The sequence below is a fragment of the Sphingomonas swuensis genome (genome assembly GCF_039538045.1).
Taxonomy (GTDB): domain Bacteria; phylum Pseudomonadota; class Alphaproteobacteria; order Sphingomonadales; family Sphingomonadaceae; genus Sphingomicrobium; species Sphingomicrobium swuense.
This window is the reverse complement of the sequence record NZ_BAABBQ010000001.1, coordinates 1312832-1334500: the sequence shown is the minus strand read 5'-3', so window position 1 is coordinate 1334500 and position 21669 is coordinate 1312832. Positions and strand designations below refer to the sequence as shown.

Below are 21669 nucleotides of genomic sequence, written 5' to 3'. Positions count from 1 at the left end.
AGCGCGTCTGTCCGTCGCTTCGTCCGCAACATCCCCAGCCGCCACACGTTGCCAGCCCACGAACCCCCACGCGTACCGGAGGACAGGGCATGGCAAGGAACGACGACCACAAGACCGCGAACCGCACCCACAGCGGAAACACAACCACCACCAATCGCGAACGCCGTCGCGACCGGGTGATCGATACCGTCAAGGATCGGCCGTACGCCACCGCCGCGCTCGCCACCGTGGCCGCCGGCGCTGCCGCTTTCTTCCTCACCCGCGGCAAGAGCGACAAGCCGCTGATGGACTGGGGCAGCAAGTCAGAAGGCGATCACAAGTCGGGCGCCAGCGCCTTCAAGCCGCAGGGCTCGACCTCCACCGACGGCGCGCTCGAGACCGGAAGCGCGTCGCCGAGCAGCAGCGCCGGCATCGGTGCCGGCTCAAGCGGCAGCAGCCCGTCGGCCCTCCAGGCCTCGAGCCTGGCCAAGTCGGGCAGCAGCACCGCCGCTTCGACCACCGGCTCGACGGGCGGCAACAGCGCCGCCACGACCCCGACCGGCGGCAAGGGCGCGACGTCGAGCGACAGCGGCAGCCAGACCAGCTCGCCCAAGGGCAACAAGGGTCTCGACGAGACGGCCACCACCGAAACCAAGGTAGGCGCCATCTCCTACGGAGCTTAAGCCTTCGCGGTGAATTGAATGGGGGTGCCGGACTCTGGTTCGGCACCCTTTTCTTTGCCCGGAGACCCTATCGATGACCGTGTCGCTGAAGCCCTTGTCCGATCAGGTGATGGTCATCGTCGGCGCCTCGAGCGGGATCGGCCTCGCCACCGCTCGCCGCGCCGCCGCGGCCGGGGCCAAGGTCGTGCTCGCCGCCCGCAACAACGAGGCGCTCGACGAGGTGGTGGTCGCGATCCGCAACAAGGGCGGACAGGCGACCGCGGTCGACCTCGACATCGCCGACGAGGGCGCCGCCGAGAAGCTGCTTGCCCATGCGCTGGAAAGCTTCGGCCGGGTCGACAGCTGGGTGAACGACGCCGCCGCGGCGATGTACGCAAGGCTCGAGCAGGTCAGCATCGAAGAGCACCGGCGGGTGTTCGACGTCGGATATTTCGGCCTCGTCGAGGCGAGCCTGGTCGCGGCCCGACACCTCCGCGCGAACGGCGGCGCGCTGATCAACATCGGCTCGGTCCTTTCCAACCGCGCCATTCCCCTCCAGGGTCCTTATTGCGCGATGAAGGCGGCGGTGATGCAGTTCACCGACACGCTGCGGATGGAGCTCGAGCAGGAAGGCGCGCCGGTCAGCGTCACCCTGATCAAGCCCGCCGCGATCGACACCATGTATCCCGAGCATGCCCGCAACAAGCTCGACAACCCCGCCCGTCTCCCGCAGCCGCTCTACGATGCCGAACTGGTCGCCAAGGCCATCTGCTTCGCCGCAACCCACAAGCGCCGAACGCTGATCGTCGGCGGCGGCGGGCTCGGCATATCGGCCCTCGCCCCGCTGATGCCCCGGATCGCCGACAAGGGCATGGAGCTGGTCGGCGGCGAGGCCAGCCAGACCACCACCGTGCCGCCCGCGCCGGGCACCAGCGACAATCTGTTCGAAGCGCGCAACGACGGGCGGGTCGAGGGCAATCAGGAGCCGTTCAAGCGGCGCACCTCAATGTTCCTCGAAGCGCAGATGCACCCGGTCGCGACCGCCGCCATCGTCGGCGGAGTCGCCGCCGCAAGCGCCTTCCTGTGGACCCGCCGCCCGGTCGAGGACGTCGGCACCGCCGAAGCCCGCCGCCGGATCAGGGCCGCCGGGATGAGCTGAGCTGACCGTCGGGAACCTCCCCGTTCCGGGACACGGAATGGAGAGGTTCCCGACGCGTCACCTCACCAGCCGCAGCTGCGGCCCTTGTTCTGGTCTTCCAGCCAGCGCTGCAGCGGGGCGAAATACTCCAGCATCGGCTTGCCGCTCATCTCGCGGCTGCCGGTGAAGGCCTGAAGCGCGTCGGGCCACGGCTTGCTCGCGCCCATCTCCAGCATCGCGTTCAGCCGCTGACCGACCTGCTTGTTGCCGTAGAAGGAGCAGCGGTGGAGCGGACCCTTCCAGCCGGCCATGTCGCAGGCCGACTTGTAGAACTGGAACTGGAGGATCCGCGCCAGGAAGTAGCGGGCATAAGGCGTGCTCGCCGGGATGTGGTACTTGGCACCCGGGTCGAAGTCGGCCTCGCTGCGCTGGGTCGGCGGAGTGATCCCTTGGTACTGCAGCCGCAGCTGGTTCCAGCCGGCATTATACTGCTGCGGTCCGATCGAGCCGTCGAACACGCCCCAGCGCCACTTGTCGACCATCAGGCCGAACGGCAGGAACGCCACCTTGTCCATCGCCTGGCGGAGCAGGAGACCGGTATCCTTGCTCGCGTCGGGCACCTTGTTGCGGTCGAGAAGACCGATCTGAACCAGATATTCGGGTGTCACCGACAGCGCGACAAAGTCGCCGATCGCCTCGTGGAAGCCGTCGTTGGCGCCGTTGAGGTAGAGGTAGGGCTGGGCTTTGTAGGCGCGCTGGTAATAGTTGTGGCCGAGCTCGTGGTGGATGGTGACGAAGTCGTCGCCATTGACCTTGGTGCACATCTTGATGCGCAGGTCGTCCTTGTTGTCGAGATCCCAGGCCGAGGCGTGGCAGACCACTTCGCGGCCTTCCGGACGGACGATCTGCGAGCGGGTCCAGAAGCTCTCGGGCAGCGGCGCGAGGCCGAGCGAGGTGTAGAAGCCCTCGCCAATCCGGACCATGTCGGTCGGGGTCTTCTTCTTGGCCTTGAGCAGTTCGGTCACGTCATAGCCGACGTCGCCGGCACCCTTGGGCGCGACCACGTCGTAGATGTTGCCCCACTCCTGCGCCCACATGTTGCCGAGCAGGTCGGCGCGGATCGGGCCGTTGGCCGGCTGCACCGCATTGCCATATTTCTGGTTGAGCTTGGTCCGGGTGTAGCAGTGGAGCTGGTCGTAGAGCGGCTTCACCTCGCTCCACAGCCGGTCGTACATCGCCGAGAATTCCTCGGGCGTCATGTCGTAGCCCGAGCGCCACATCGCGCCGCTGTCGGCATAGCCGAGCTCCTTGGCGCCCTGATTGGCGATCTCGACCATGCGGGTGTAGTCGGCGCGCATCGGCCGACCGACATTGTTGTGCCAGCTGGTCCATACCTCGGCGGTCTTCCGCGGATCGCGAAGCTCGCCCATCGCTTCCTCGGCGACGTCACCGGTGATGGTCTTGCCGTCGAGCTGCGCGCGGCCCTTGCCGTAGGTCGACTGGAGCCGGGTCGCGATCGTGTTGAGCTCGGCCGCCGCGCCACCGGTCGAGGGCGCCGCCAGAACCAGCGCCCCGCGCAGGATGTTGAGCTTGCGCGCGGTTTCGGGATCGAGGCCCTGAACCTTGGAGAATTCGGCCGCTTCCTTGGCGTAGGCGACGCCCTTCTCGGTCCCGATGGTGCCGAAGTAAGCGGCGAGCGCATCGGTGTCGTCGGTGATGTAGGTCGCGTTCACCCACTGCGCGCGCGAGCTGATCGTCGAGAGGTCGAACAGGTCCTTCTCGACCGAAGCGATGAAGGCGCGGGCACCCTCGGGCGTGCGAGCGGAAGCGGCAGGATCCGCAGCGGCCGCCATCGTGTCAGCGGTGACCGCCGTGGCGGAATCGGACGCCGATGCGGCCATGTCCGTGGAGGAGGTCGCGGCACAACCGGCGAGAGCAAGTGCGAGGATCGAAACGGAAGCGGCCAATTTCATACTGTTGACGCCTTCAAGCTGAGGAACTGGCGGCGTTCGTGCGCCCGCTTCAGCCCTCCGTCAAGAAGGCGACCATCGCCGCGCCGAGCGCCTTCTTCGTGACCGAGGTGGTGTGCGTTCCCGGTACCTCGGCATAGGTCGCGTTGGGCAGCTTTTCGGCCAGCGCCGTTGCCGATCCATTGTCCCGGTCATCGTCGCCGCACAGCACCAGCGTCGGCATGACGATCTGCTCGAGCATCGCCTCGGTCACGGTCGAATTGCTCTCGAGCAGCAGCCGCGTCGCGACCCGGTCGACCTTCTGGCTCTTCATGAACTGCACCGCGAACCAGTGGCGGTCGCCACGGCTGGCGCTCTCGAACTTGTCGAAGGCCTCGAGGAAGAACTCGTGGCGCTTCTCCCAGCCGAGCAGGCCCTCGAGCCCCATGCCGGCAAGGATCAGCCGCCGCGGAATCAGCCCCTGCGCGACGCCATGAACGCTGGTCCGCGACCCCAGCGAGAAGCCGCCGAGGTCGTAGTCGTCCAATCCAAGCTTCGCGACCAGCTCGACGAGGTCGCGGCCGAGGATCCCCGCCGGGTAGCGGGCCGGATCGTGCGGCTTGCCGCTCGCCCCGTGCGCGCGAAGGTCGGGCATGATCACCCGGAACCCCGCCGCCGCCAGTTGCCCGGCATGGCCGAACTTGATCCAGTTCATCTGCGCGTCGGAGAACAGCCCGTGCACCAACACCACCGGCCGCCCCTCCCCGGTCTCGTGCCAGACAAGGTCGACGCCGTCGGAGGCGATCCAGTGATGCGTGCTGATGGTCATGCCGCGCCTGTTAGGCTGCACTGCTCCCCGGCGAAAGCCGGGGCCCTCTGTTCTTCAACCAGAAGACAGTGGGCCCCTGCTGGCGCAGGAGAACAGCGGTAGCCAGCCCTACCGGTTCACCGTCGCCATGCCCTGCGCATGGTAGCGGTCGCCCGCCGCCGCGCCCGGCGGAAGGATCTCGTCCAGCTTCGCCAGTTCTTCTTCGCTCAGCGCGATGTCGGTCGCTGCGATATTCTGGTCGAGCCACTTGCGCCGCTTGGTCCCGGGAATGGGCACGATGTCCTCACCCCGTGCCAGCACCCAGGCGAGCGCCAGCTGCGCCGCGCTGACGCCCTTGTCGGCAGCGAGCCGCTCGAGCTCGTGGACCATCGCTATGTTGCGCTCGAAGTTCTCGCCGGTGAAGCGCGGGTGGAAGCGGCGGAAATCGTCGTCGGGAAAGTCCTCGGGCCGCTTGATCTCGCCCGTCAGGAAGCCGCGGCCGAGCGGCGAATAAGCGACATAGCCGATCCCGAGCTCGCGCACGGTGGGCAGCACCTCGTCCTCCGCATCGCGGCTCCACAGGCTGTATTCGGTCTGGAGCGCGGTGATCTTGTGGGTCGCATGCGCGCGCCGGATGGTCGCCGGCGCCGCTTCGCTGAGGCCGAGGAAGCGGATCTTCCCTTCCTCCTTCAGCCGGGCCATCGCGCCGACGGTATCCTCGATCGGCACGTTGGGATCGACACGGTGCTGATAGTAGAGGTCGATCGTCTCGACCCCGAGCCGCTTGAGACTCGCCTCGCACGCCGAACGAACATAGTCGGGATCGCCGCGCACGCCGAGGAACTCGCCATTCTCGCCGCGGACATTGGCGAACTTGGTCGCGAGGAACACCTGGTCACGGCGATCGGCGATCGCGCGGCCGACCAGCTCCTCATTCTTGAACGGTCCGTACATGTCGGCGGTGTCGAGGAAATTCACGCCCTGCTCGAGCGCATGGTGGATGGTGGCGATGCTCTCATTATCGTCGCCCGTCCCGTAGAATTCGCTCATTCCCATGCAGCCGAGGCCGATGGCGGAGACCGTGGGGCCGCCTGCTCCCAATGTGCGCTGCTTCATTATCCTGCTTGCTCCTCAATCGGCCATGGCATGCTGCATCGGCGGGCCACCCGACGATGCCTTGCGCATCAGCAGCACCAACGGGATCGCGGCCAGAGTGACCCACATCATCAGCCAGAAATCGTCGAGATAGGCGATGAACAAGGCCTGCCGAGTGACTTCCGCGTTGATCACCGCCAGCGCGATGTCACCCTGCTGTCCGATCCGGGCGAGCAGGTTGGGGTCCATCGTCGGGATGGTGCTCGCGGTAACGTTGCTGGCGATGTCGGCATGCGCGGTCTGGGTCATCCGGACCAGTTGCGAGCCGACGATCGCGATCCCGATCGATCCGCCGATGTTGCGCGACAGGTTGAGCAGCGAGGCCGCGCTGGTCCGCATCGCGGGCATCAGCGTCGCGAAGGCGAGGCTCTGCATGACGACGAAGATGAGGCCGATGCCGAGGCCCTGGACCACGCCCGACCAGATTACTGGGCCCGACGGCTGATCGAGCGCGAAGCCGGTCATCATCCACAGGCTCATCGCCATCAGGCCGAGCCCCGCGACGACCAGCAGCCGCCCGTCGATCTTGCCGACCAGTCGCCCGGCGACCAGCATCGAGATGAGCGTCCCGATCCCGCGCGGCGCGGTCAGCATGCCCGACTGGAGCACCGAATAGCCGTAAAGCTGCTGGAGCAATGGCGGCAACAGCGCGAGACCGGCCAGCAGAAGCACGCCCGTCACCGCCATGAACAGCAGCCCGGTGGCGAAGTTGCGGTCGGCGAACATGCCCTTCTCGAAGATCGGGGCCCGGGCTGTCATCGTGTGGACGACGAACATCCAGAAGAAGGCGATCGCCAGTCCCGCCTCGATGATGATCTCCCAGCTCTGGAACCAGTCCTGGTTCTCGCCGCGGTCGAGGAACATCTGCAGCGCGCCGAGCGCGACCGCGATCAGCGCGAAGCCGAGAAGGTCGAAGGGTCGCCGGTTGGTCTCGCTTTCGGGCATCGTCCGCCACAGCATCGCCGCGCACAGCACGCCGACCGGCAGGTTGACGATGAACACCCAGCGCCAGTCGAAGCTGTCGGTCAGCCAGCCGCCGAGCACCGGCCCCATGATCGGGCCGATCATGATCCCGCCGCCGAACAGCGCCATCGCCTGGGCATGCTTGGCGGGCGGGTTGATGTCGAACATGGTCGCCTGCGCAAGCGGCACGAGGAATGCCCCGCTCACGCCCTGGAGAATCCGGAACAGCACCATCTCGGGGAGCGAGGTGGCGATCGCGCAGAGCATGCTCGCGGCGGTGAAGCCGACCACCGCGATCAGCATCAGCTTGCGCCGACCGATCCGCTCGGCCAGCCAGCCGGCGATCGGGATGGCGATGGCGCTTGCGACGATGTAGCTCGTCAGCACCCAGTTGATGCTCTCCTGGGTCGCCCCCAGGCTCGCCCGCATGTGCGGCAGCGCGACGTTGGCGATGGTGGTGTCGAGCACCTGCATCAGCACCGCCAGCATCACCGCGATGGTGACGAGAAGGTGCTGGGTGGGGTCGAGCGGAGTCGCCGCCTTGGTCTGGTCCACGCTTTGCTGTCCTTCGACTAGGCGGCGCGGAAGCCGGCGGGGACGGATGTCATCCTCGTCCGTGCGGACCCGCGGCCGCCCGCCTTATTCCACATCCACGGTCACGGTGGCGCTGAGCCCGGCAATCATTGGCCGTCCGGGCCTGCGGTCGAACTTGATCCGGACCGGAACGCGCTGGGTCACCTTGACCCAGTTGCCATTGGCATTCTGCGCCGGGAGGATGGCGAACTCGCTCCCGGTGCCGGCACCGATGCTGGCGACGCGGCCCTCGATCTCGAGCCCCGGATAGGCGTCGATCTCGACCCGGGCACGCTGCCCGGGGGCCATGCGCGCAAGGTCCTTCTCCTTGAAGTTGGCCTCGATCCAGCTGTCAGCCGAGCCGACCAGCGACAGGAGCCCGATCCCCGGAACCGCCTGCTGGCCCGCAAGCAGGCGGTCGGTGTTGGCGACTACGCCCGAGGTCGGTGCACGCACTTCGGTGCGCGAGAGGTCGAGCCGGGCCTTGGCGATCGCGGCCCGCGCCGCCGCCTCGCCCGGCTGCTCGCCGCTCGGCGCGATCGCGGCCTGCGCATTGGCTGCACGGGCGCGGGCGTCGGCCAGCGCGGTCCGGTCGCGCTCGACGTCGGCCAAGGCCTCGTCATAGCGGACCTTGGTGGTGAAGCCGCGCTGGAGCAGCTCGGCCTGGCGCGACAACGCGCGCTGGTCGATGGTCAGCTGCGCCTGCGCGCCCGAGATGTCCGAGCCGGTGCCCTGCGCCTGGGTCACCACCTGCCGCTCGGCAAGCTGGGCCTGCGCCAGCTGCGCCTCGGCCGAGAGCAGCGCCACGCGATAGGGCTCGGGATCGATCCGGAACAGCAATTGCCCGGCCTTTACCTGCTGGCCTTCCTTGACCAGCACTTCGACGATCGGCCCGTTGATCTGCGCGCCGACCGAGGTGATGTCCTGCTTGACCTGGGCATTGTCGGTCTCGACCGTCCCCTGCCCCGACCACCACATCCAGCCGCCGCCGACGAGCAGCAGCAGCGGCACGATCAGCATGATCAGCAGCCGGCGACTTTTCCCGGGCGCCTTGGCGGGCGTCTCCTCCTCGACGAGGGGGGTGCCGGTGAGCTTGGTTTCCTGGTTCATGCGGAGGCCTTGGTCCGGGGCGCGAGGCCCGAAAGGTTGTGACGGATCGCTGCGAGCAGGTCCTTGCCCTGCTGAACTGCGGCGGGATCGAGGTTGCCGAACACGTCGGCGGAGAATTCGTCGGCAAGCGCGTGCAGCTTGGTCAGCAGCGGCGCGGCCGATTCACAAAGATAGAGGCGCCAGGCCCGCCGGTCGTCGGGATCGCGGCGGCGCTCCACGAGCCCCGCTTCCTCGAGCTTGTCGACGATCCGGCACAGCGTGATCGGCTCGACGTCCATCCGGTCGGCAAGCTCGACCTGCTTGCGCCCCGGCTGATGGTCGAGATGGGCGAGCACGCGCCATTGCGCACGCGTGATCCCGAGCATCGCCGCCTTGCGGTCGAACGCACGACGAATCGCGAGCGATGTCTCGCCAATATCCCAGGCCAGCTGTTCCATGTCCGCGCATATAGTAAGGTTGCTTATTAAATCAACGATGCGGTCTTTCGTTCCCCTGTTGAACCCTCCTGCGCCTTGCCCGTTGGCCGGACGAGACACAGGAGAAGATACGATGGAAGACGAGCGGATCTGGGCAATGGAAGAGAAGCTCTGGCACGGCGGCGACGAGGTCTACGAGACGCTGGTCGACGAGAATGTGGTAATGGCGCTCCCCGCCGAACCCTTCATCTTCTCACGCGACCAGGCCAAGGAAGCGGTCAAGAATACCCCGCGCTGGGACGAGGTCCGCTTCTCCGACCAGAAGGTCAACCGACCCGAGGAAGGGCTGATCGTGATCGGCTACCAGGTCGAGGCCAAGCGCGGCGACGAAACCTACCGCTGCTATGCGAGCTCGACCATGATGCGCCGCGGGCACGAGGACTGGACCGTCGTCAGCCACAGCCAGGTGGTCCCGCCCAAGGCGATGGTGGACGCCTGACGACCGACTACCCCCACACGCCCGACGGACGCTACTTCGTCGTCCGCGGGCGCCTGTGGCGGCTCAGCAATCCCGCGCTCTCCACGGAAGAGCGCGAGCCGCTGGTCCGCGAACTGATGGACGCTCGCCGCAAGCGCGACCGCGCCCGGGTCGACGCCGCCAAGCGCGCGCTCGGCGAACGCGGGCCGCCATGGTGGACCGACGGCGCGCCCGACTGGAACCGGCATCTGGCGAAGAACACCCCCTACGCCGACTGGTACGCCTCAGTGATAAATGACGGTGCTGCGGCGTAGCTCGACCGCGACCACCCGCCCCGCCTCCATCCTGAGGCTGACGAAGGTCGTTCGCGCGTCACCCATCCCGGGCGAGAAGGGGATGACCGCCACCACCGGCTCGCCAGCCTGCGGCGGGAGCGCGGTCCTGATGTTGGGCGCATCCTGCCGATAGGCCTGCGGCTCGATCCTCGGCGTTCCCATCCGCCCCGGCGCCAGCATCGCCAGCGTTTCGCGCGGCCGATCGCAGATCGAGGGCTTCGCTACCTCGTCCTGGCAGGCGATGGCGAAGGGCAATTTGTCGCCTCCCGCCGCCAGCCGTCGCACTTCGGCGAAAGCCTGCATCGCCGACAGGCTCACCGCGATCTGACCGGGAAGCGGGCTCGCCCACCCGGCCGTATCGGTGCATTCGCCCTCGCCGGCGAGCGCGAACTGAACCCGATTGGGCTGATCCTCCACCGCGTAGCTCCGCGGCTTCTCCTCATTCCCCCCATTGAGCTGGCGGCCGAACAATTGCCGCTCGCAAAAGGCCCCGCTCAGCCGCGGCTTCGTCCACCAGCTGACCTGATAGACCTTCCCGGGAAGGAATTGCTGCCGCATCGCTCCGCCGACCACCTGCAACCGTTCGGTCTCGGACAGCAGAGTCGTCAGCCCCATCGCGCTTCCGCGTTCGACCGCGCCCGCATCCATCGTCTGCGGCTGAGCCAACACCAACGCAAGCGCGAGAAACATCAGATCCCTCCAGGCACCACCACGTAACCGGCGCTTTCGATGCTCGCCTGCAAGAGGTCGGCGACTGCCTGGGCCTGCGCCATCTCCTCCGAGCGAACGACGAAATTGGCGCCGACCCGGCCTTCGCGGAAGAAGGGATAGGAGCCGATCGCGATGCCCTCGTGCGCGCGCTCGGTCTCGCGAAGGAGATCGGCGACCTCGCTTTCGGGAACCATCCCGCCGATCGTCACGCTGACCACCGGCCGCCCGCCCTCGAGCGTCCCGGTCAGCGCGTCGAGCATTCCCGCGGTGATGTGCGGCACACCGGCAAGGATGAAGATGTTGCCGTGGCGGATGCCGGGCGCACCCGACACCTTGTTGACGATGAGCTCCGCCCCGTCAGGCACCCGCGCCATCCGAAGCCGGGCGTCGGTCAGCCCGCCGCGGCTCTCGTAATAGCGCTCGAGCGTCGCCCGCGCCTGCGGGTGGACCACCACTCCGACCCCGAGCGCCGCCGCGATCGCGTCAACCGTGATGTCGTCATGGGTCGGCCCGATCCCGCCGGTGGTGAACAGATAGTCGTTCTCGGCCCGGAGCGCGTTGACCGCCGCGACGATCTTCTCCTCGACGTCGGGGACCACCCGGACCTCGGCAAGGCGGATGCCCTGCACGTTGAGCCAGGTCGCGATCTGCGCGACATTCTTGTCCTGAGTCCGGCCGGACAGGATCTCGTCCCCGATGACGAGGAGGGCGGCGGTCCATGTTCGCGCGTTCGGCATGGCCCGGAGCTAGGCTCCTCCCCAACCTATCGCAAGCTTACCCTCGGACGAGGTCGAGCGCGGCGGTGCCTTGGCATTTGCCCTGTTGTGCAGCCGGACGAGCTGTATTAGCGGACTAGGTCACCAACGACTTCGGGAAGAGACATGCGCCTGCATACGACCGCTGCCATCTGCGTTCTGCTCATTGCCGCTCCGGCGGCCGCAGCGCCGTCGCACCAGCCCCCGCTCGGGTTCAATCCGCCGGTTGCCGGGACCCGGACCGCGGTTCTCAACGTCGGCAGCGCCCATCTTTCCGAACTGCCCTCGATCAAGGCCGAGCAGCTCGAGCCGCTGATCGCCAACCTCGCGCGGTTCCGGCCGACCATCATCACCGTCGAGAACGTCTCGGGCGAGCAATGCGACATGATGCGGCGCTCGCCCCGGCACAAGGACGCCTGGGAGAGCTACTGCGCCGACCCTTCGGCCGCCCAGAAGGCGGTTGGCCTGACCCAGCAGGAAGCCGAAGCGCAAAGCGAGGCGACCTTCGACCGCTTCGCAGCGCCCGGCGCGAAGCCGACCCCCGCCGATCGCCGCAGGCTGGCCCTGCTTCTCCTTGCCGCCAACGAGCGCGCCTCGGCCTGGGTGCAGTGGCTCCGCCTCCCACCGGCCGAGCGGATCGCCGCCGACGGCCTCGATGCCGAGATGGTCAGGGCGCTGGGCCGCGAGGGGCGCAAGCTCAACGAGAGCTACAATGTCGCGGCGCAGCTCGCCGCCCGGCTCGGGCTCGAGCGCATTGCCATGGTCGACGATCACAGCAGCGACGCCGCGCTCGGTCATGCCGGCAAGGCCTATGAAGCCGCGATGGGCGCGCGTTTCGCGGGCTTTCGCGACGATCCCTTGTTCAAGGATTATGAGGCGCAGTCGCGAAGCGTGGTCGACGGAAGGAGCCTGCTCGCTTTCTACCGCTATCTCAACGACCCCGCACGGCTGAGCCGCCAGGTCCGGGCCGACTTCGGCGGCGCGGCGGCGGACCGGAAGGCCTACCCCTACGGACGCATGTATGCGGCCTGGTGGGACGTCCGCAATCTTCGAATGGCGGCCAACATCCGCGTCGCCATGGCCGAGCAACCCGGCGCCCGCGTCCTCAACATCGTCGGCGCCTCGCACAAGCCGTGGTACGATGCGTGGATGCGGCAGATGTCCGACGTCGAGGTCGTCGGCCCCGATCCCTATCTGCGCTGATTGTGAATCGGGGTGCGCGCGACTAGATCGGCGGCATGACCCAATATGTGACCGTCGCCGCCGAGGACCGCAGCGAAGCGCGCAGCGGCGTGATCAAGCTGCACGGCCCCGACGGCTTCGCCGGGATGCGCGCCGCGGGCCGGCTCGCGGCCGAGATCCTCGACGCGCTTGTGCCGATGGTCGCGCCGGGCGTCACCACCGCCGAGATCGACGACTTCGTCTTCCGCCGGATGCGCGAGGCCGGGGCGGTTCCGGCGACCCTCGGCTACCGGGGCTACACCCACAGCTGCTGCACCTCGATCAACCATGTCGTCTGCCACGGCATCCCCGCCGACAAGGGGCTGAAGGAAGGCGACATCGTCAACATCGACGTCACCCCGATCCTCGATGGCTGGCACGGCGATTCGAGCCGGATGTATCTCGTCGGCGACGTTGGGGTGAAGGCTCGGCGGCTGGTCGACATCACCTACGAATGCCTGATGCTCGGGCTCGAGCAGGCAAGGCCCGGCAATCATCTCGGCGACATCAGCGCCGCGATCCAGCAGCACGCCGAGAAGAACCGCTATTCGGTGGTCCGCGACTTCTGCGGCCACGGCCTCGGCCGGCTGTTCCACGACAGTCCCGAGGTCGTCCACGCCGGACGCCGCGGGACCGGCCCCGAGCTCAGGCCCGGCATGTTCTTCACCGTCGAGCCGATGATCAACATCGGCCGCGCCGACTGCAAGATGCTCGACGACGGCTGGACCGCGGTCACCCGCGACCGCTCGCTCTCGGCGCAGTTCGAACATTCGATCGGCATCACCGAGGACGGCTGCGAAATCTTCACGACCAGCCCCAGGGGCCTCGACAAGCCGCCTTACTAAGTCGCTCCCCGGAGGGTGCGCGACGTGGCTGTCACCAGCCCTTCACCAGCTCCTCGGCCGCCGCCACGTCTTCGGGGAAGTCGACCTCGCCCCACTGCTCGCCCTCGATCGACAGCGTGACGACTTCGCTTTCCTGAGCGAGGTGGTGGATCACCCTGAGGTACCAGATCTGCGTGCCCTCGGGGCTCCGCATCGCCTGCTCGATCGCCGAGCGGAAGCGCTCGGCGCCATCGCCGCGAAAGGCGAGCAGGCCAATGCTCTCGGCATTGACGCCGTCGCTGTCGGCCAGCCGCTTGCCGATCGCGCGCAGCCGCCCGTCCTCCTCGACCACCTTCATGTCGTCGGCATCATAGCCCTCGGCCTTGCGGTCGATGGTGACGCAGATCCCCGGCCGGTCGTTCGCCACGACCCTCGCCATTAGGGCCGGGCTGACCATCGTGTCCCCGTTCCAAACCAGTGTGTCGCCCGACAGCGCCTCGCGCGCCATGAACAAGGAGCCGGTGTTGTCCGCGACCTTGTAGAAGGGGTTGAAGATCGTCCGGGTTGCCGGTCCCTCCCCCGCCTGCCGCCGCCGCTCGAGCGCCGCCTCGATCTGGTCGTCGCGAAAACCGGTGACGACGATCGCCTCGGTGATCCCGTTGGCGGCGAGCACGTCGAGCTGCCGGTCGAGCAGGGTCCGCCCGCCGAACTCGATCAGGCATTTCGGCCGATCGGTGGTGAGATGGCCGAGCCGCGAGCCCTGGCCGGCGGAAAGAATGATTGCCTGGCGCATGGCCGGGGCGATTGCCGAGCAATTGCGGCAAAGCCAAGACGGCGACTAAGGTGCCTTCAGCAGCGGGAGTGAAGTGACGTGAAGAAGGTCGAGGCGATCATCAAGCCATTCAAGCTCGACGACGTGAAGGATGCCCTCCACGACGTCGGGGTCAGCGGGATGACGGTCAGCGAGGTCAAGGGGTTCGGTCGCCAGAAGGGCCATACCGAGCTCTACCGCGGTGCCGAATATGTCATCGACTTCCTGCCCAAGGTGAAGATCGAGGTGGTGGTCGAGGACAGCCTCGTCGCCAACACCGTCGAGGCGATCGCCAACGCCGCGCGCACCGGTCGCATCGGCGACGGCAAGATCTTCGTCTCGGCGGTCGAGCAGGCGATCCGCATCCGCACCGGCGACGAGGGTCCGGACGCCATCTGAGGTCATGACCACCGACCCACGCCTCGCTTCCATGTCGCCGGACGAGCTGCGCACCCACATGCGCGCGCTCGGCTATCGCACGCAGAACGACCTTGCCGGCGCGATCGGGGTCAGCCGCTCGGCCGTCTCGCTGTGGCTCGAAGGCAAGGTCGGCGTGCCGCGCCCGGTGGCGATGCTGCTACGGATGCTCGTCGCCGCGCAGCGCCGGTCCTTCTAGCGCCAGAGCTGCAGTCCCTTGAGCGCCGCCGGGATGGCGTGCCCGCTCTCCGGGCGGGCGACCTGGCGGTCGACGAGCTGCCAGCGCCGGCGGATCTTCGACTTGGTCCACAGATCGGTCATCCACCACCGCCCCGACGCGTCGACCCCGTCGATCCTGGACTCGAGCTCGATCTCCGCGGCGAAGATCCCGACCCCGTCGGTCATTCGCGTGTAGACCGGGCCGAAGCGGAACGCGCCGATTGTCCAGCGGTCGCCGATCGCATCGACCATGCTCTTGCGGTCGAGCAGCACCGGGGTCGCGCTGCCCGCGACCAGCCGGAAGCGGCTCGACAGCATCTGCGCCACCGCCTTGCGCTCGCCGCCGAGCCAGGCCCGCATCAGCCGGTGCTCCAGCGCTTCGATCATCCCGTTTGAATCCGCCATGCGCCCTCTTAGCGGGCCCGCTCCCGGCCGCAACTTGTGGCGCGCGAGCGACAGCCCGCCGAGGATCGTCCCTGCCCTTGGAACGCGGCGCATCCTCGGTCATTGCAGACTTGCAAGCATGGAATGGATTGTCTCCCTTCAAGGCGAGATCGCGCCGCTGCTGCCGATGATCGGCGGCCTCGTCGGCGGCGCGCTCCTCATGTTCCTTCTCACCACCATGCTGACCGCCTGCTCGATTCCCGGCGTGCTGATCCCGATGAGCCTGACCGGTGGGATATTGCTCGGGCCGTGGCTGGCCGTCCTGACCGTCGCCGGCGGAGCACTGACCGGAAGCCTCTTCCTGTTCGCCCTTACCCGCCGCTTCGGTGCCGACCGGCTCCGCCGCCGCTTCGGGAGCCGCCTTGCACCGCTCGAGGAACGACTGACCCGCTTCGGCCCCTATGCCGTGGTCGCGCTTCGCGTCGCCGGTGCGCCCGGGCCGCTGATTACCGCCGGCGCCGCGCTGACGGCCATGCGGGTTCCCGCCTTCGCCCTTGCAACTCTCGCCGGGCTGCTTCCGAGCGTGGTCCTCGCCGCCGCCGGGGCCGGAGCCATCATCGGCTAGGGCGCGGCTGTGGCTTTCGCGCCAGTGCGCCTCGGCCACGCCTCGCCCGAGCGCGAAATCTTCACCCCGCCCTTGGCCTCGCGACGGGCGGCTGGAATCGGTGCGGGGCACATTTTCCCACGCAAGGATCTGATTCTGCCATGGCCGACAAGGTGACTGCTTCCGACATCATGAAGCGCCTCGAGAATGAGGAGATCGAGTGGGTCGATCTTCGATTTACCGACCCCAAGGGCAAGTGGCAGCACCTGACCATGGCCGCCGGCGCGATCGACGAGGACATGCTCGAGGACGGCTTCATGTTCGACGGCTCGTCGATCGCCGGCTGGAAGGCGATCAACGAGAGCGACATGATCCTCATGCCCGATCTTGGCGCGGTCTATGTCGATCCCTTCTCGGCGACGCCGATGATGATCCTCTTCTGCAACGTGGTCGAGCCGGCCACCGGCGAGCTCTACGCTCGCGATCCGCGCTCCTGCGCTACCCGCGCCGAGGCCTATCTCAAGCAGACCGGCCTCGCCGACACCGTCTACGTCGGGCCCGAGGCCGAGTTCTTCATGTTCGACGACGTCCGCTTCGGCGACGACTATAACGGCAGCTACTACCACCTCGACGACATCGAGCTTCCGACCAACACCGGCCGCACCTACGAGGGTGGCAACATGGCGCACCGCCCGCGCGCCAAGGGCGGCTACTTCCCCGTCGCTCCGGTCGACAGCGCGGTCGACATCCGTGGCGAGATGGTCTCGACCATGCTCGAGATGGGCCTGCCCTGCGACAAGCACCACCACGAAGTCGCCGCCGCCCAGCACGAGCTCGGCCTGACCTACGGCACGCTGGTCGAGACCGCCGACCGCATGCAGGTCTACAAGTATGTCGTCCACCAGGTCGCCCACGCCTACGGCAAGACCGCGACCTTCATGCCCAAGCCGATCGCGCAGGATAACGGCTCGGGCATGCACACCCACTTCTCGCTGTGGAGCGGCGGCAAGCCGCTGTTCGCGGGCAACGGCTATGCCGGCCTCAGCGAGACCGCGCTCTACTTCATAGGCGGAGTCATCAAGCACGCCCGCGCGTTGAACGCCTTCACCAACCCGACCACCAACAGCTACAAGCGGCTGGTCCCGGGCTTCGAGGCGCCGGTGCTGCTCGCTTACTCGAGCCGCAACCGCTCGGCCTCCTGCCGCATCCCCTACGGCACCGGCGAGAAGTCGAAGCGGGTCGAGTTCCGCTTCCCCGACGCGATGGCCAACCCGTATCTCGCCTACGCCGCGATCCTGATGGCCGGCCTCGACGGCGTCCAGAACCGGATCCACCCGGGCGAGGCGATGGACAAGAACCTCTACGACCTGCCGCCGGCCGAGCTGGTCGCGGTCCCGACCGTCTGCGGCTCGCTCCGCGAGGCCCTCACCAGCCTGACCGCCGACAAGGACTTCCTCCTCAAGGGCGACGTCTTCTCGTCCGACCAGATCGACGCCTACATCGAACTGAAGTGGGAAGAGGTCATGCGCTGGGAGACGACCCCCAGCCCGGTCGAGTTCGACATGTACTATTCGAACTGATTGGCTCCCCGTCCCGGCCTCGGCCGGGACGCTTGCCTCTTATCCCTTTGGTAACCTCGCGCGCCTAAGCTTCCACCCAAGTGCACGGTGCGCGGGGACCATTGGGATCATGAACGAATTTCGGGAAAAGATGTTCGGCGGCAAGCCGGCGCCCGGCCCCTTGCTCCGTTCCAAGGAGCCCAAGGCCGCGGTCAGCCGCAGCGCCGAGGACGAGAGCTTCTCCGACCTCTCCATCCCCCGCTCCTCCGGCCGAATCGCCAATCATCGCGACACCGACCGCCACCGCCTCGAGCAGGAGACCGCGCTGCTGGTCCGCAAGGGCGGCAACGTGCCGGTCACCCTCATCAACCTGTCGGGCGGCGGCGCGATGATCGAGGGCGGCGGCGACCTCAAGCTGTGGGACCGGATCGAGCTCGAACTCGGCGCATGCCGGGTCGAGGCCATCGTCCGCTGGATCCGCGGCGAGCGGGTCGGTCTCGAGTTCGCGCACGAGACCCGGATCGCCACCGACAGCAAGGACGTCGCCGAGACGCTGCGCGCGGTCATCCGCCGCTCCTTCCCCGACATCGCGCTCGAGGCCGAGATGGCGGTCCAGCACAGCGTGGACGAAGCGACCGAGGAGCTCGGCGACGAGGTCGGGGAACCTGCATTCGAAGAGCGCGCCGAGCGCGAGCTTCGCCACCCGCTCATCTGGTCGGGCCTCATCCACTTCAACCACGAGAGCACGCCCGTCCGGCTCCGCAACATCTCGAGCGGCGGTGCGCTGGTCGAGGGCGCCGGAGTCTTCCCGGTCGGAGCCGAGCTTCTGCTCGACCTCGGCGACGCCGGCGCGATCTTCTCGACGGTCAACTGGGCGCGCGGCGACCAGGCCGGCCTCGCCTTCCACGCGCCCTACGAGCTCAGCCGCCTTGCCGAGGCCCGGCCCGAGGTCGCAAGCGCGCGCTGGGTCGCCCCCGCCTACCTGCGCGACGACCGCACCGGAAGCAGTCCGTGGGCCGCGCAATGGGAGCGCCACGACCTCGCCAGCCTCCACCGCAAGCTCAGCGCGCCGAGCCCCATCCGCAAGCGCTGAGGCAGGCGACCGCCTTCCTGCGAAGTGCAGGAGGCCAGTGACCTTCCACCATTAAACGAAGACCGGTGGCTCCCGGCTTCCGCAGGGAGACGTCACGCCCGTGCGCGTGTCCGCGCCGCCCGGCCGTGCGCATATACGAGGTACACGACCAGCCCGAGCGCGTTCCAGATCAGGAAGTAGAGCTGTGTCTTCTGCGGCAGGCTCCAGAAGAGGTAGAGGCAGCCGAGGATCCCCGCCGGCCCGATCAGCATCGCCAGCGGCGCGCGGAACTTGCGCTCCGCGTCGGGCGAGCGCCGGCGCAGCACCAGCATCGCCGCGCACACCGCGACGAAGGCGGCGAGCGTGCCCGCATTGGCCAGCGCCGCAATCTCGTCGAGCGGGAACAGTCCCGCGATCACCGCCACCACCGCCGCGGTGAACAGGGTGATGCGGACCGGGCTTCCCCGGCTCGACACCTTGGCCAGCGGCTGCGGCAGGAGCCCGTCGCGGGCCATGGTGAAGAAGATCCGGCTCTGCCCGTAGAAGAAGGCGAGGATCACCGTCGGGAGCGCGATCACCGCGCTCGCGCCGAGCAGCCGCGCCGCCCAGCCCGACCCGATCTCGCGCAGGATCAGCGCAAGCGGTTCGGGGCTGTCGGCGAAGCGGGTGAAGGCCAGCGCGCCGATCGCCGCGGCGGCGACCGCCATGTAGATGGCGACGCACACCACCATCGACCCGACGATCCCGATCGACAGGTCGCGGCCCGGGTTCTTGGCTTCCTCGGCCGCGGTCGCGATCGCGTCAAAGCCGTAGAAGGCGAAGAAGATGATCGCCGCCGCGGCCATCACTCCGACCTCGCTTCCGCTGGGGCCCGAACGCGGGAAGCCGAACGGCATGAACGGCTCGAAATTGGCCTGGTCGAAGTGCGGCAGGGCGACCGCGATGAACAGCGCCAGCGCCGCCATCTTGACCAGCACCAGCACCGCGTTGAGCGTCGCGCTCTCGCGGGTGCCCGCGATCAGCATCGCCGCGACCAGCCCGATGATCACGATCGCCGGGAGGTTGAGCACCCCCCCGGCATGCGGTCCCGCGGTCCAGTCGAGCGGCAGTCCCCAGCCGAGGCTCGCGAGGAAGCCGGTGACATAGCCCGACCAGCCGACCGCAACCGCGCTCACCACCAGGCTGTATTCGAGGATCAGGCTCCAGCCGATGATCCAGGCGATCAGCTCGCCGAAGACGACATAGGAATAGGTGTAGGCCGAGCCCGAGGCCGGGATCATCGTCGCCACCTCGGCATAAGCGAGCGCCGCGCAGGCGCAGATCAGCCCGGCGATGGCGAAGGAGAGGATCACCGCCGGCCCGGCTTTGCCCGCGCCGACCCCGATCAGCGTGAGGATGCCGGTCCCGACGATCGCCCCGACGCCGAGCGCAACGAGGTGCGGCCACGACAGGGTCCGGGCGAGCCGGTGATGCTCGGGCATGTCGTCATGGGCGACGATGGTCTTGCGGACGTTCCAGTTCTTCAACGCGACTTCCCCCTCGTGCGCCGGCGATCGGCAAGGGGTCTAGCGTCAACCCAGTCCGCGCGACAACCACTGGATGGGACCGAGCGACAGCACGGCCAGCGTCACATAGTGCCAGCGCGGGGAGCGGACCCAGATGTTGCTGGCCATCAGCGCAAGCACGATCCCGTCGCCGATCGCGCGCTCCGCCATCGTCGAAAGCGATTCGCGATCGTGAAGCCGTTCGAGCGCGTTGCCGAGCAAGGCGAAACCGAGCGCGAAGACCAGCATCGCCCAGATGTAGCGTCGCTCCGAATCGTAGAAGCGCTCGAGGTCGCGGTCCTCGGCTCGTCCCTTGTCCGGCAGAGACGCGGCCGCCGCGAGGAACAGGAAGGTCAGGACCGCGAGGGTCGGAAGGAACTGGCCGATCGTCAGCCGCTCGGCCTTTCCGTCCGCCACTGCCCACCAGACCTGAACCTGGGTGAGGAAGATCAGGAGCGCGGTCCACAAGGCCCGGACCGACCAGCGCACAGCGGTCCGGTCCCGCAGCAAGCGATGCAGGCTCGACAGCTGGTCGGTCAGCGCGATGCCGACGATCAGCGATGCGAAGACGAGTGCCCCCTCGGTCATCGCGGCTCAGCCTAGCGATGCGTCGGGGACGCGCAAGCCGCGCCTAGTGGACGGTCCCGACCGGCTCGGCGCTGGCCAGGGTGACGATCACCCGCTCGATCTGCCGCCAGTGGCAGAAGCCCACGACATTGCCTCGGTCGCGTGCGCCCTCGGCGAGGCTCGCGGCCTCGAAGGCGGCATCGTCCCCGTGGACGTCGATCAGGCGGCAGGCGTCGGAAAGCGCGGTACGCGACGCGATGTACGGCAGGTCCATGCCCTGTGCGTTAGTCCCGCCACCGGTAAGGCCGCCCCAAGAAACAGCCTTTAGGCCTCGTTCACCATCTCTTTCCCGAGCGCCCGCGCTCTGCCATGGCGCGCCGATGCAGATCGATCCCAAGACCCCCGCCGGCGGCGGCTGCCTGATCTTCCTCGGCTTCCTCGCCGGGGCGACCATCGGCATCCTCAAGGACGAGCCGAGCCTCGGCGTGATCATCGGGGTCGCGGGCGGCGCGCTGGTGGCGCTCCTGCTCTACCTCGTCGGCCGTCTTCGTCGCGGCTAGGCGACCCGGCGCCCGGTCCAGATCACCCGTCCGACGAGGTTGATCTCCGCCAGCGACAGGTCGGGCCAGTCGGCATAGGAGGGGTTGTCCGACTGGACGGTGATCCGCCCACGAACCGGGTGCACCGTCACCCGCTTGACCATCAGCATGTCGTCGACCCTCAGCACGTAGAGCCCGTCGCGCAGCCGCTCGGCGAGATCGCTCCGGTCGACCAAGATGTCGTCGCCCGGAAGCAGCGTCGGGCTCATGCTGTCGCCCTCCACCTGGACCAGGCTCAGTTCCTCGGCTGCGGCCTGGGTCAGGCGGCGCAGCCAATGTTGGTCGAAGGCGATCCGCGCCTGCGGCCGCTCGTCCCCCGCCAGCGCGCCCTGTCCCGCCGAGACTCCCAGGTCGAGCAGCGCGACCGGGACCAGCCCGGCCAGCGCCGAGACCTGCTCCTCGCCGCCAAGCAGGCGCTCGGAGATGCCGAAATGGCGGGCGATCGTGCGCCGCTCCTGTTCGGGCAGCCGGCGCGGGGTGCCGCGGCGGATGAACTGCTGGATATAGGCCGGGTTGCGCCCGACCAGACGCGACAGGCTGGCGAAATCCTCGCCGCGCTCCCGGCAGAGCCGCTGCAGCACTTCGCGCGGTCCGGCGGCAGGCTGAAACTCATTGTTCATAGGAAAAACCCTAGACATGTAGGACGTCGGCTGGGACAAACGTCCTGCCGAGTCGTCATTGGTCGGGGGGCCAAGACGTGTATTTACTCCGAGACGTTGAAAGATTTCTTAACAGCTCCAACCTCAGCGCAGCCCGCTTCGGTCGCGATGTGATGGGAGATCCGAGGTTCGTGTTTGACTTGAGGCGGGGACGTGA

26 protein-coding genes are annotated in these 21669 nt (G+C 67.9%); 12 read left to right on the top strand and 14 right to left on the bottom strand.

All coding sequences use genetic code 11. The features are described 5' to 3' along the window. The first annotated feature begins 89 nt into the window (after nucleotides 1-89). Entirely contained in the window at nucleotides 90-662 is a 573-nt protein-coding gene (locus tag ABD727_RS06685; RefSeq protein ID WP_344706613.1) for a hypothetical protein, read from the top strand. Between the two features lie 73 nt (nucleotides 663-735). Beyond that, entirely contained in the window at nucleotides 736-1800 is a 1065-nt protein-coding gene (locus ABD727_RS06680; RefSeq protein ID WP_344706612.1) for an SDR family oxidoreductase, read from the top strand. 62 nt (nucleotides 1801-1862) lie between these two features. Here the strand turns inward: ABD727_RS06680 and ABD727_RS06675 are convergent, their stop codons facing one another. The 6 genes from ABD727_RS06675 to ABD727_RS06650 all read right to left on the bottom strand — a co-directional run bounded on the left by ABD727_RS06675 (nucleotide 1863) and on the right by ABD727_RS06650 (nucleotide 8774). After that, entirely contained in the window at nucleotides 1863-3680 is a 1818-nt protein-coding gene (locus ABD727_RS06675; protein WP_344706611.1) for a M2 family metallopeptidase, read from the bottom strand. A 121-nt stretch (nucleotides 3681-3801) separates the two neighbouring features. After that, nucleotides 3802-4557: an alpha/beta fold hydrolase gene (locus tag ABD727_RS06670; RefSeq protein WP_344706610.1), complete on the bottom strand. Its 756-nt coding sequence runs from the start codon at nucleotides 4555-4557 to the stop codon at nucleotides 3802-3804. A gap of 108 nt (nucleotides 4558-4665) precedes the next feature. Beyond that, nucleotides 4666-5652, bottom strand: a complete 987-nt coding sequence (locus tag ABD727_RS06665; RefSeq protein ID WP_344706609.1) for an aldo/keto reductase — start codon at nucleotides 5650-5652, stop codon at nucleotides 4666-4668. A 15-nt stretch (nucleotides 5653-5667) separates the two neighbouring features. Continuing rightward, nucleotides 5668-7209 carry a DHA2 family efflux MFS transporter permease subunit gene (locus tag ABD727_RS06660; RefSeq protein ID WP_344706608.1) on the bottom strand — a complete coding sequence of 514 codons (1542 nt, stop codon included), beginning with the start codon at nucleotides 7207-7209 and terminating at the stop codon, nucleotides 5668-5670. An 84-nt stretch (nucleotides 7210-7293) separates the two neighbouring features. After that, a complete protein-coding gene (locus ABD727_RS06655; RefSeq protein ID WP_344706607.1) occupies nucleotides 7294-8337 on the bottom strand; it encodes an HlyD family secretion protein in 1044 nt (347 codons plus the stop codon). Then, complete coding sequence (locus tag ABD727_RS06650; RefSeq protein ID WP_344706606.1) at nucleotides 8334-8774, bottom strand: MarR family winged helix-turn-helix transcriptional regulator; 441 nt, start codon at nucleotides 8772-8774, stop codon at nucleotides 8334-8336. Before ABD727_RS06650 ends, ABD727_RS06655 begins: the two co-directional genes overlap by 4 nt. 112 nt (nucleotides 8775-8886) lie before the next feature. Between ABD727_RS06650 and ABD727_RS06645 the strand changes: the two genes are divergently transcribed. Together ABD727_RS06645 and ABD727_RS06640 are read left to right on the top strand one after the other, a co-directional pair. Then, nucleotides 8887-9252, top strand: coding sequence for a DUF4440 domain-containing protein (locus ABD727_RS06645; RefSeq protein WP_344706605.1), 366 nt, complete (start codon nucleotides 8887-8889; stop codon nucleotides 9250-9252). 116 nt (nucleotides 9253-9368) lie between these two features. Continuing rightward, nucleotides 9369-9545 carry a hypothetical protein gene (locus ABD727_RS06640; protein WP_344706604.1) on the top strand — a complete coding sequence of 59 codons (177 nt, stop codon included), beginning with the start codon at nucleotides 9369-9371 and terminating at the stop codon, nucleotides 9543-9545. On the opposite strand, the gene ABD727_RS06635 is transcribed toward ABD727_RS06640, so the two are convergent. Together ABD727_RS06635 and ABD727_RS06630 are read right to left on the bottom strand one after the other, a co-directional pair. After that, the gene (locus ABD727_RS06635) at nucleotides 9516-10256 is read right to left on the bottom strand and encodes a hypothetical protein (protein ID WP_344706603.1); all 741 of its coding nucleotides are present in this window, start codon (nucleotides 10254-10256) and stop codon (nucleotides 9516-9518) included. The genes ABD727_RS06640 and ABD727_RS06635 overlap by 30 nt on opposite strands. Next, nucleotides 10256-11014, bottom strand: coding sequence for a competence/damage-inducible protein A (locus ABD727_RS06630; protein WP_344706602.1), 759 nt, complete (start codon nucleotides 11012-11014; stop codon nucleotides 10256-10258). The genes ABD727_RS06635 and ABD727_RS06630 overlap by 1 nt, the downstream gene beginning before the upstream one ends. A 144-nt stretch (nucleotides 11015-11158) precedes the next feature. On the opposite strand from ABD727_RS06630, the gene ABD727_RS06625 reads away from it, so the two are divergent. Then, nucleotides 11159-12235, top strand: a complete 1077-nt coding sequence (locus ABD727_RS06625) for a DUF5694 domain-containing protein (RefSeq protein WP_344706601.1) — start codon at nucleotides 11159-11161, stop codon at nucleotides 12233-12235. A gap of 35 nt (nucleotides 12236-12270) precedes the next feature. Further along, nucleotides 12271-13098, top strand: coding sequence for a type I methionyl aminopeptidase (gene map, locus ABD727_RS06620; protein WP_344706600.1), 828 nt, complete (start codon nucleotides 12271-12273; stop codon nucleotides 13096-13098). A gap of 31 nt (nucleotides 13099-13129) precedes the next feature. Here map and ABD727_RS06615 read toward each other — a convergent pair whose 3' ends face one another. Further along, entirely contained in the window at nucleotides 13130-13870 is a 741-nt protein-coding gene (locus ABD727_RS06615) for a phosphocholine cytidylyltransferase family protein (protein ID WP_344706599.1), read from the bottom strand. A 78-nt stretch (nucleotides 13871-13948) separates the two neighbouring features. Between ABD727_RS06615 and ABD727_RS06610 the strand changes: the two genes are divergently transcribed. Further along, nucleotides 13949-14287: a P-II family nitrogen regulator gene (locus ABD727_RS06610; RefSeq protein ID WP_344706598.1), complete on the top strand. Its 339-nt coding sequence runs from the start codon at nucleotides 13949-13951 to the stop codon at nucleotides 14285-14287. Between the two features lie 4 nt (nucleotides 14288-14291). Beyond that, nucleotides 14292-14504 (top strand): helix-turn-helix domain-containing protein, encoded by a 213-nt coding sequence (locus ABD727_RS06605; RefSeq protein WP_344706596.1) that lies wholly within the window; start codon nucleotides 14292-14294, stop codon nucleotides 14502-14504. Here the strand turns inward: ABD727_RS06605 and ABD727_RS06600 are convergent. Continuing rightward, nucleotides 14501-14929: a nuclear transport factor 2 family protein gene (locus tag ABD727_RS06600; protein ID WP_344706595.1), complete on the bottom strand. Its 429-nt coding sequence runs from the start codon at nucleotides 14927-14929 to the stop codon at nucleotides 14501-14503. The two genes, ABD727_RS06605 and ABD727_RS06600, sit on opposite strands and share 4 nt — an antisense overlap. A gap of 118 nt (nucleotides 14930-15047) precedes the next feature. On the opposite strand from ABD727_RS06600, the gene ABD727_RS06595 reads away from it, so the two are divergent. The 3 genes from ABD727_RS06595 to ABD727_RS06585 all read left to right on the top strand — a co-directional run bounded on the left by ABD727_RS06595 (nucleotide 15048) and on the right by ABD727_RS06585 (nucleotide 18164). Beyond that, nucleotides 15048-15533: a VTT domain-containing protein gene (locus tag ABD727_RS06595; protein ID WP_344706594.1), complete on the top strand. Its 486-nt coding sequence runs from the start codon at nucleotides 15048-15050 to the stop codon at nucleotides 15531-15533. A gap of 140 nt (nucleotides 15534-15673) precedes the next feature. Further along, nucleotides 15674-17092: a type I glutamate--ammonia ligase gene (gene glnA, locus ABD727_RS06590; protein ID WP_344706593.1), complete on the top strand. Its 1419-nt coding sequence runs from the start codon at nucleotides 15674-15676 to the stop codon at nucleotides 17090-17092. A 109-nt stretch (nucleotides 17093-17201) separates the two neighbouring features. Continuing rightward, complete coding sequence (locus ABD727_RS06585) at nucleotides 17202-18164, top strand: PilZ domain-containing protein (protein ID WP_344706592.1); 963 nt, start codon at nucleotides 17202-17204, stop codon at nucleotides 18162-18164. Between the two features lie 92 nt (nucleotides 18165-18256). On the opposite strand, the gene ABD727_RS06580 is transcribed toward ABD727_RS06585, so the two are convergent. From ABD727_RS06580 to ABD727_RS06570, 3 genes are all read right to left on the bottom strand, one after another. Further along, nucleotides 18257-19624, bottom strand: coding sequence for an amino acid permease (locus ABD727_RS06580; RefSeq protein ID WP_344708034.1), 1368 nt, complete (start codon nucleotides 19622-19624; stop codon nucleotides 18257-18259). Nucleotides 19625-19714: 90 nt separating this feature from the next. Next, a complete protein-coding gene (locus ABD727_RS06575) occupies nucleotides 19715-20275 on the bottom strand; it encodes a hypothetical protein (RefSeq protein ID WP_344706591.1) in 561 nt (186 codons plus the stop codon). A 43-nt stretch (nucleotides 20276-20318) separates the two neighbouring features. Next, nucleotides 20319-20528, bottom strand: a complete 210-nt coding sequence (locus tag ABD727_RS06570) for a hypothetical protein (RefSeq protein WP_344706590.1) — start codon at nucleotides 20526-20528, stop codon at nucleotides 20319-20321. A 106-nt stretch (nucleotides 20529-20634) separates the two neighbouring features. On the opposite strand from ABD727_RS06570, the gene ABD727_RS06565 reads away from it, so the two are divergent. After that, complete coding sequence (locus ABD727_RS06565; RefSeq protein ID WP_344706589.1) at nucleotides 20635-20814, top strand: hypothetical protein; 180 nt, start codon at nucleotides 20635-20637, stop codon at nucleotides 20812-20814. On the opposite strand, the gene ABD727_RS06560 is transcribed toward ABD727_RS06565, so the two are convergent. Then, nucleotides 20811-21473, bottom strand: a complete 663-nt coding sequence (locus ABD727_RS06560) for a S24 family peptidase (protein ID WP_344706588.1) — start codon at nucleotides 21471-21473, stop codon at nucleotides 20811-20813. The genes ABD727_RS06565 and ABD727_RS06560 overlap by 4 nt on opposite strands. Between the last annotated feature and the right edge of the window lie 196 nt (nucleotides 21474-21669).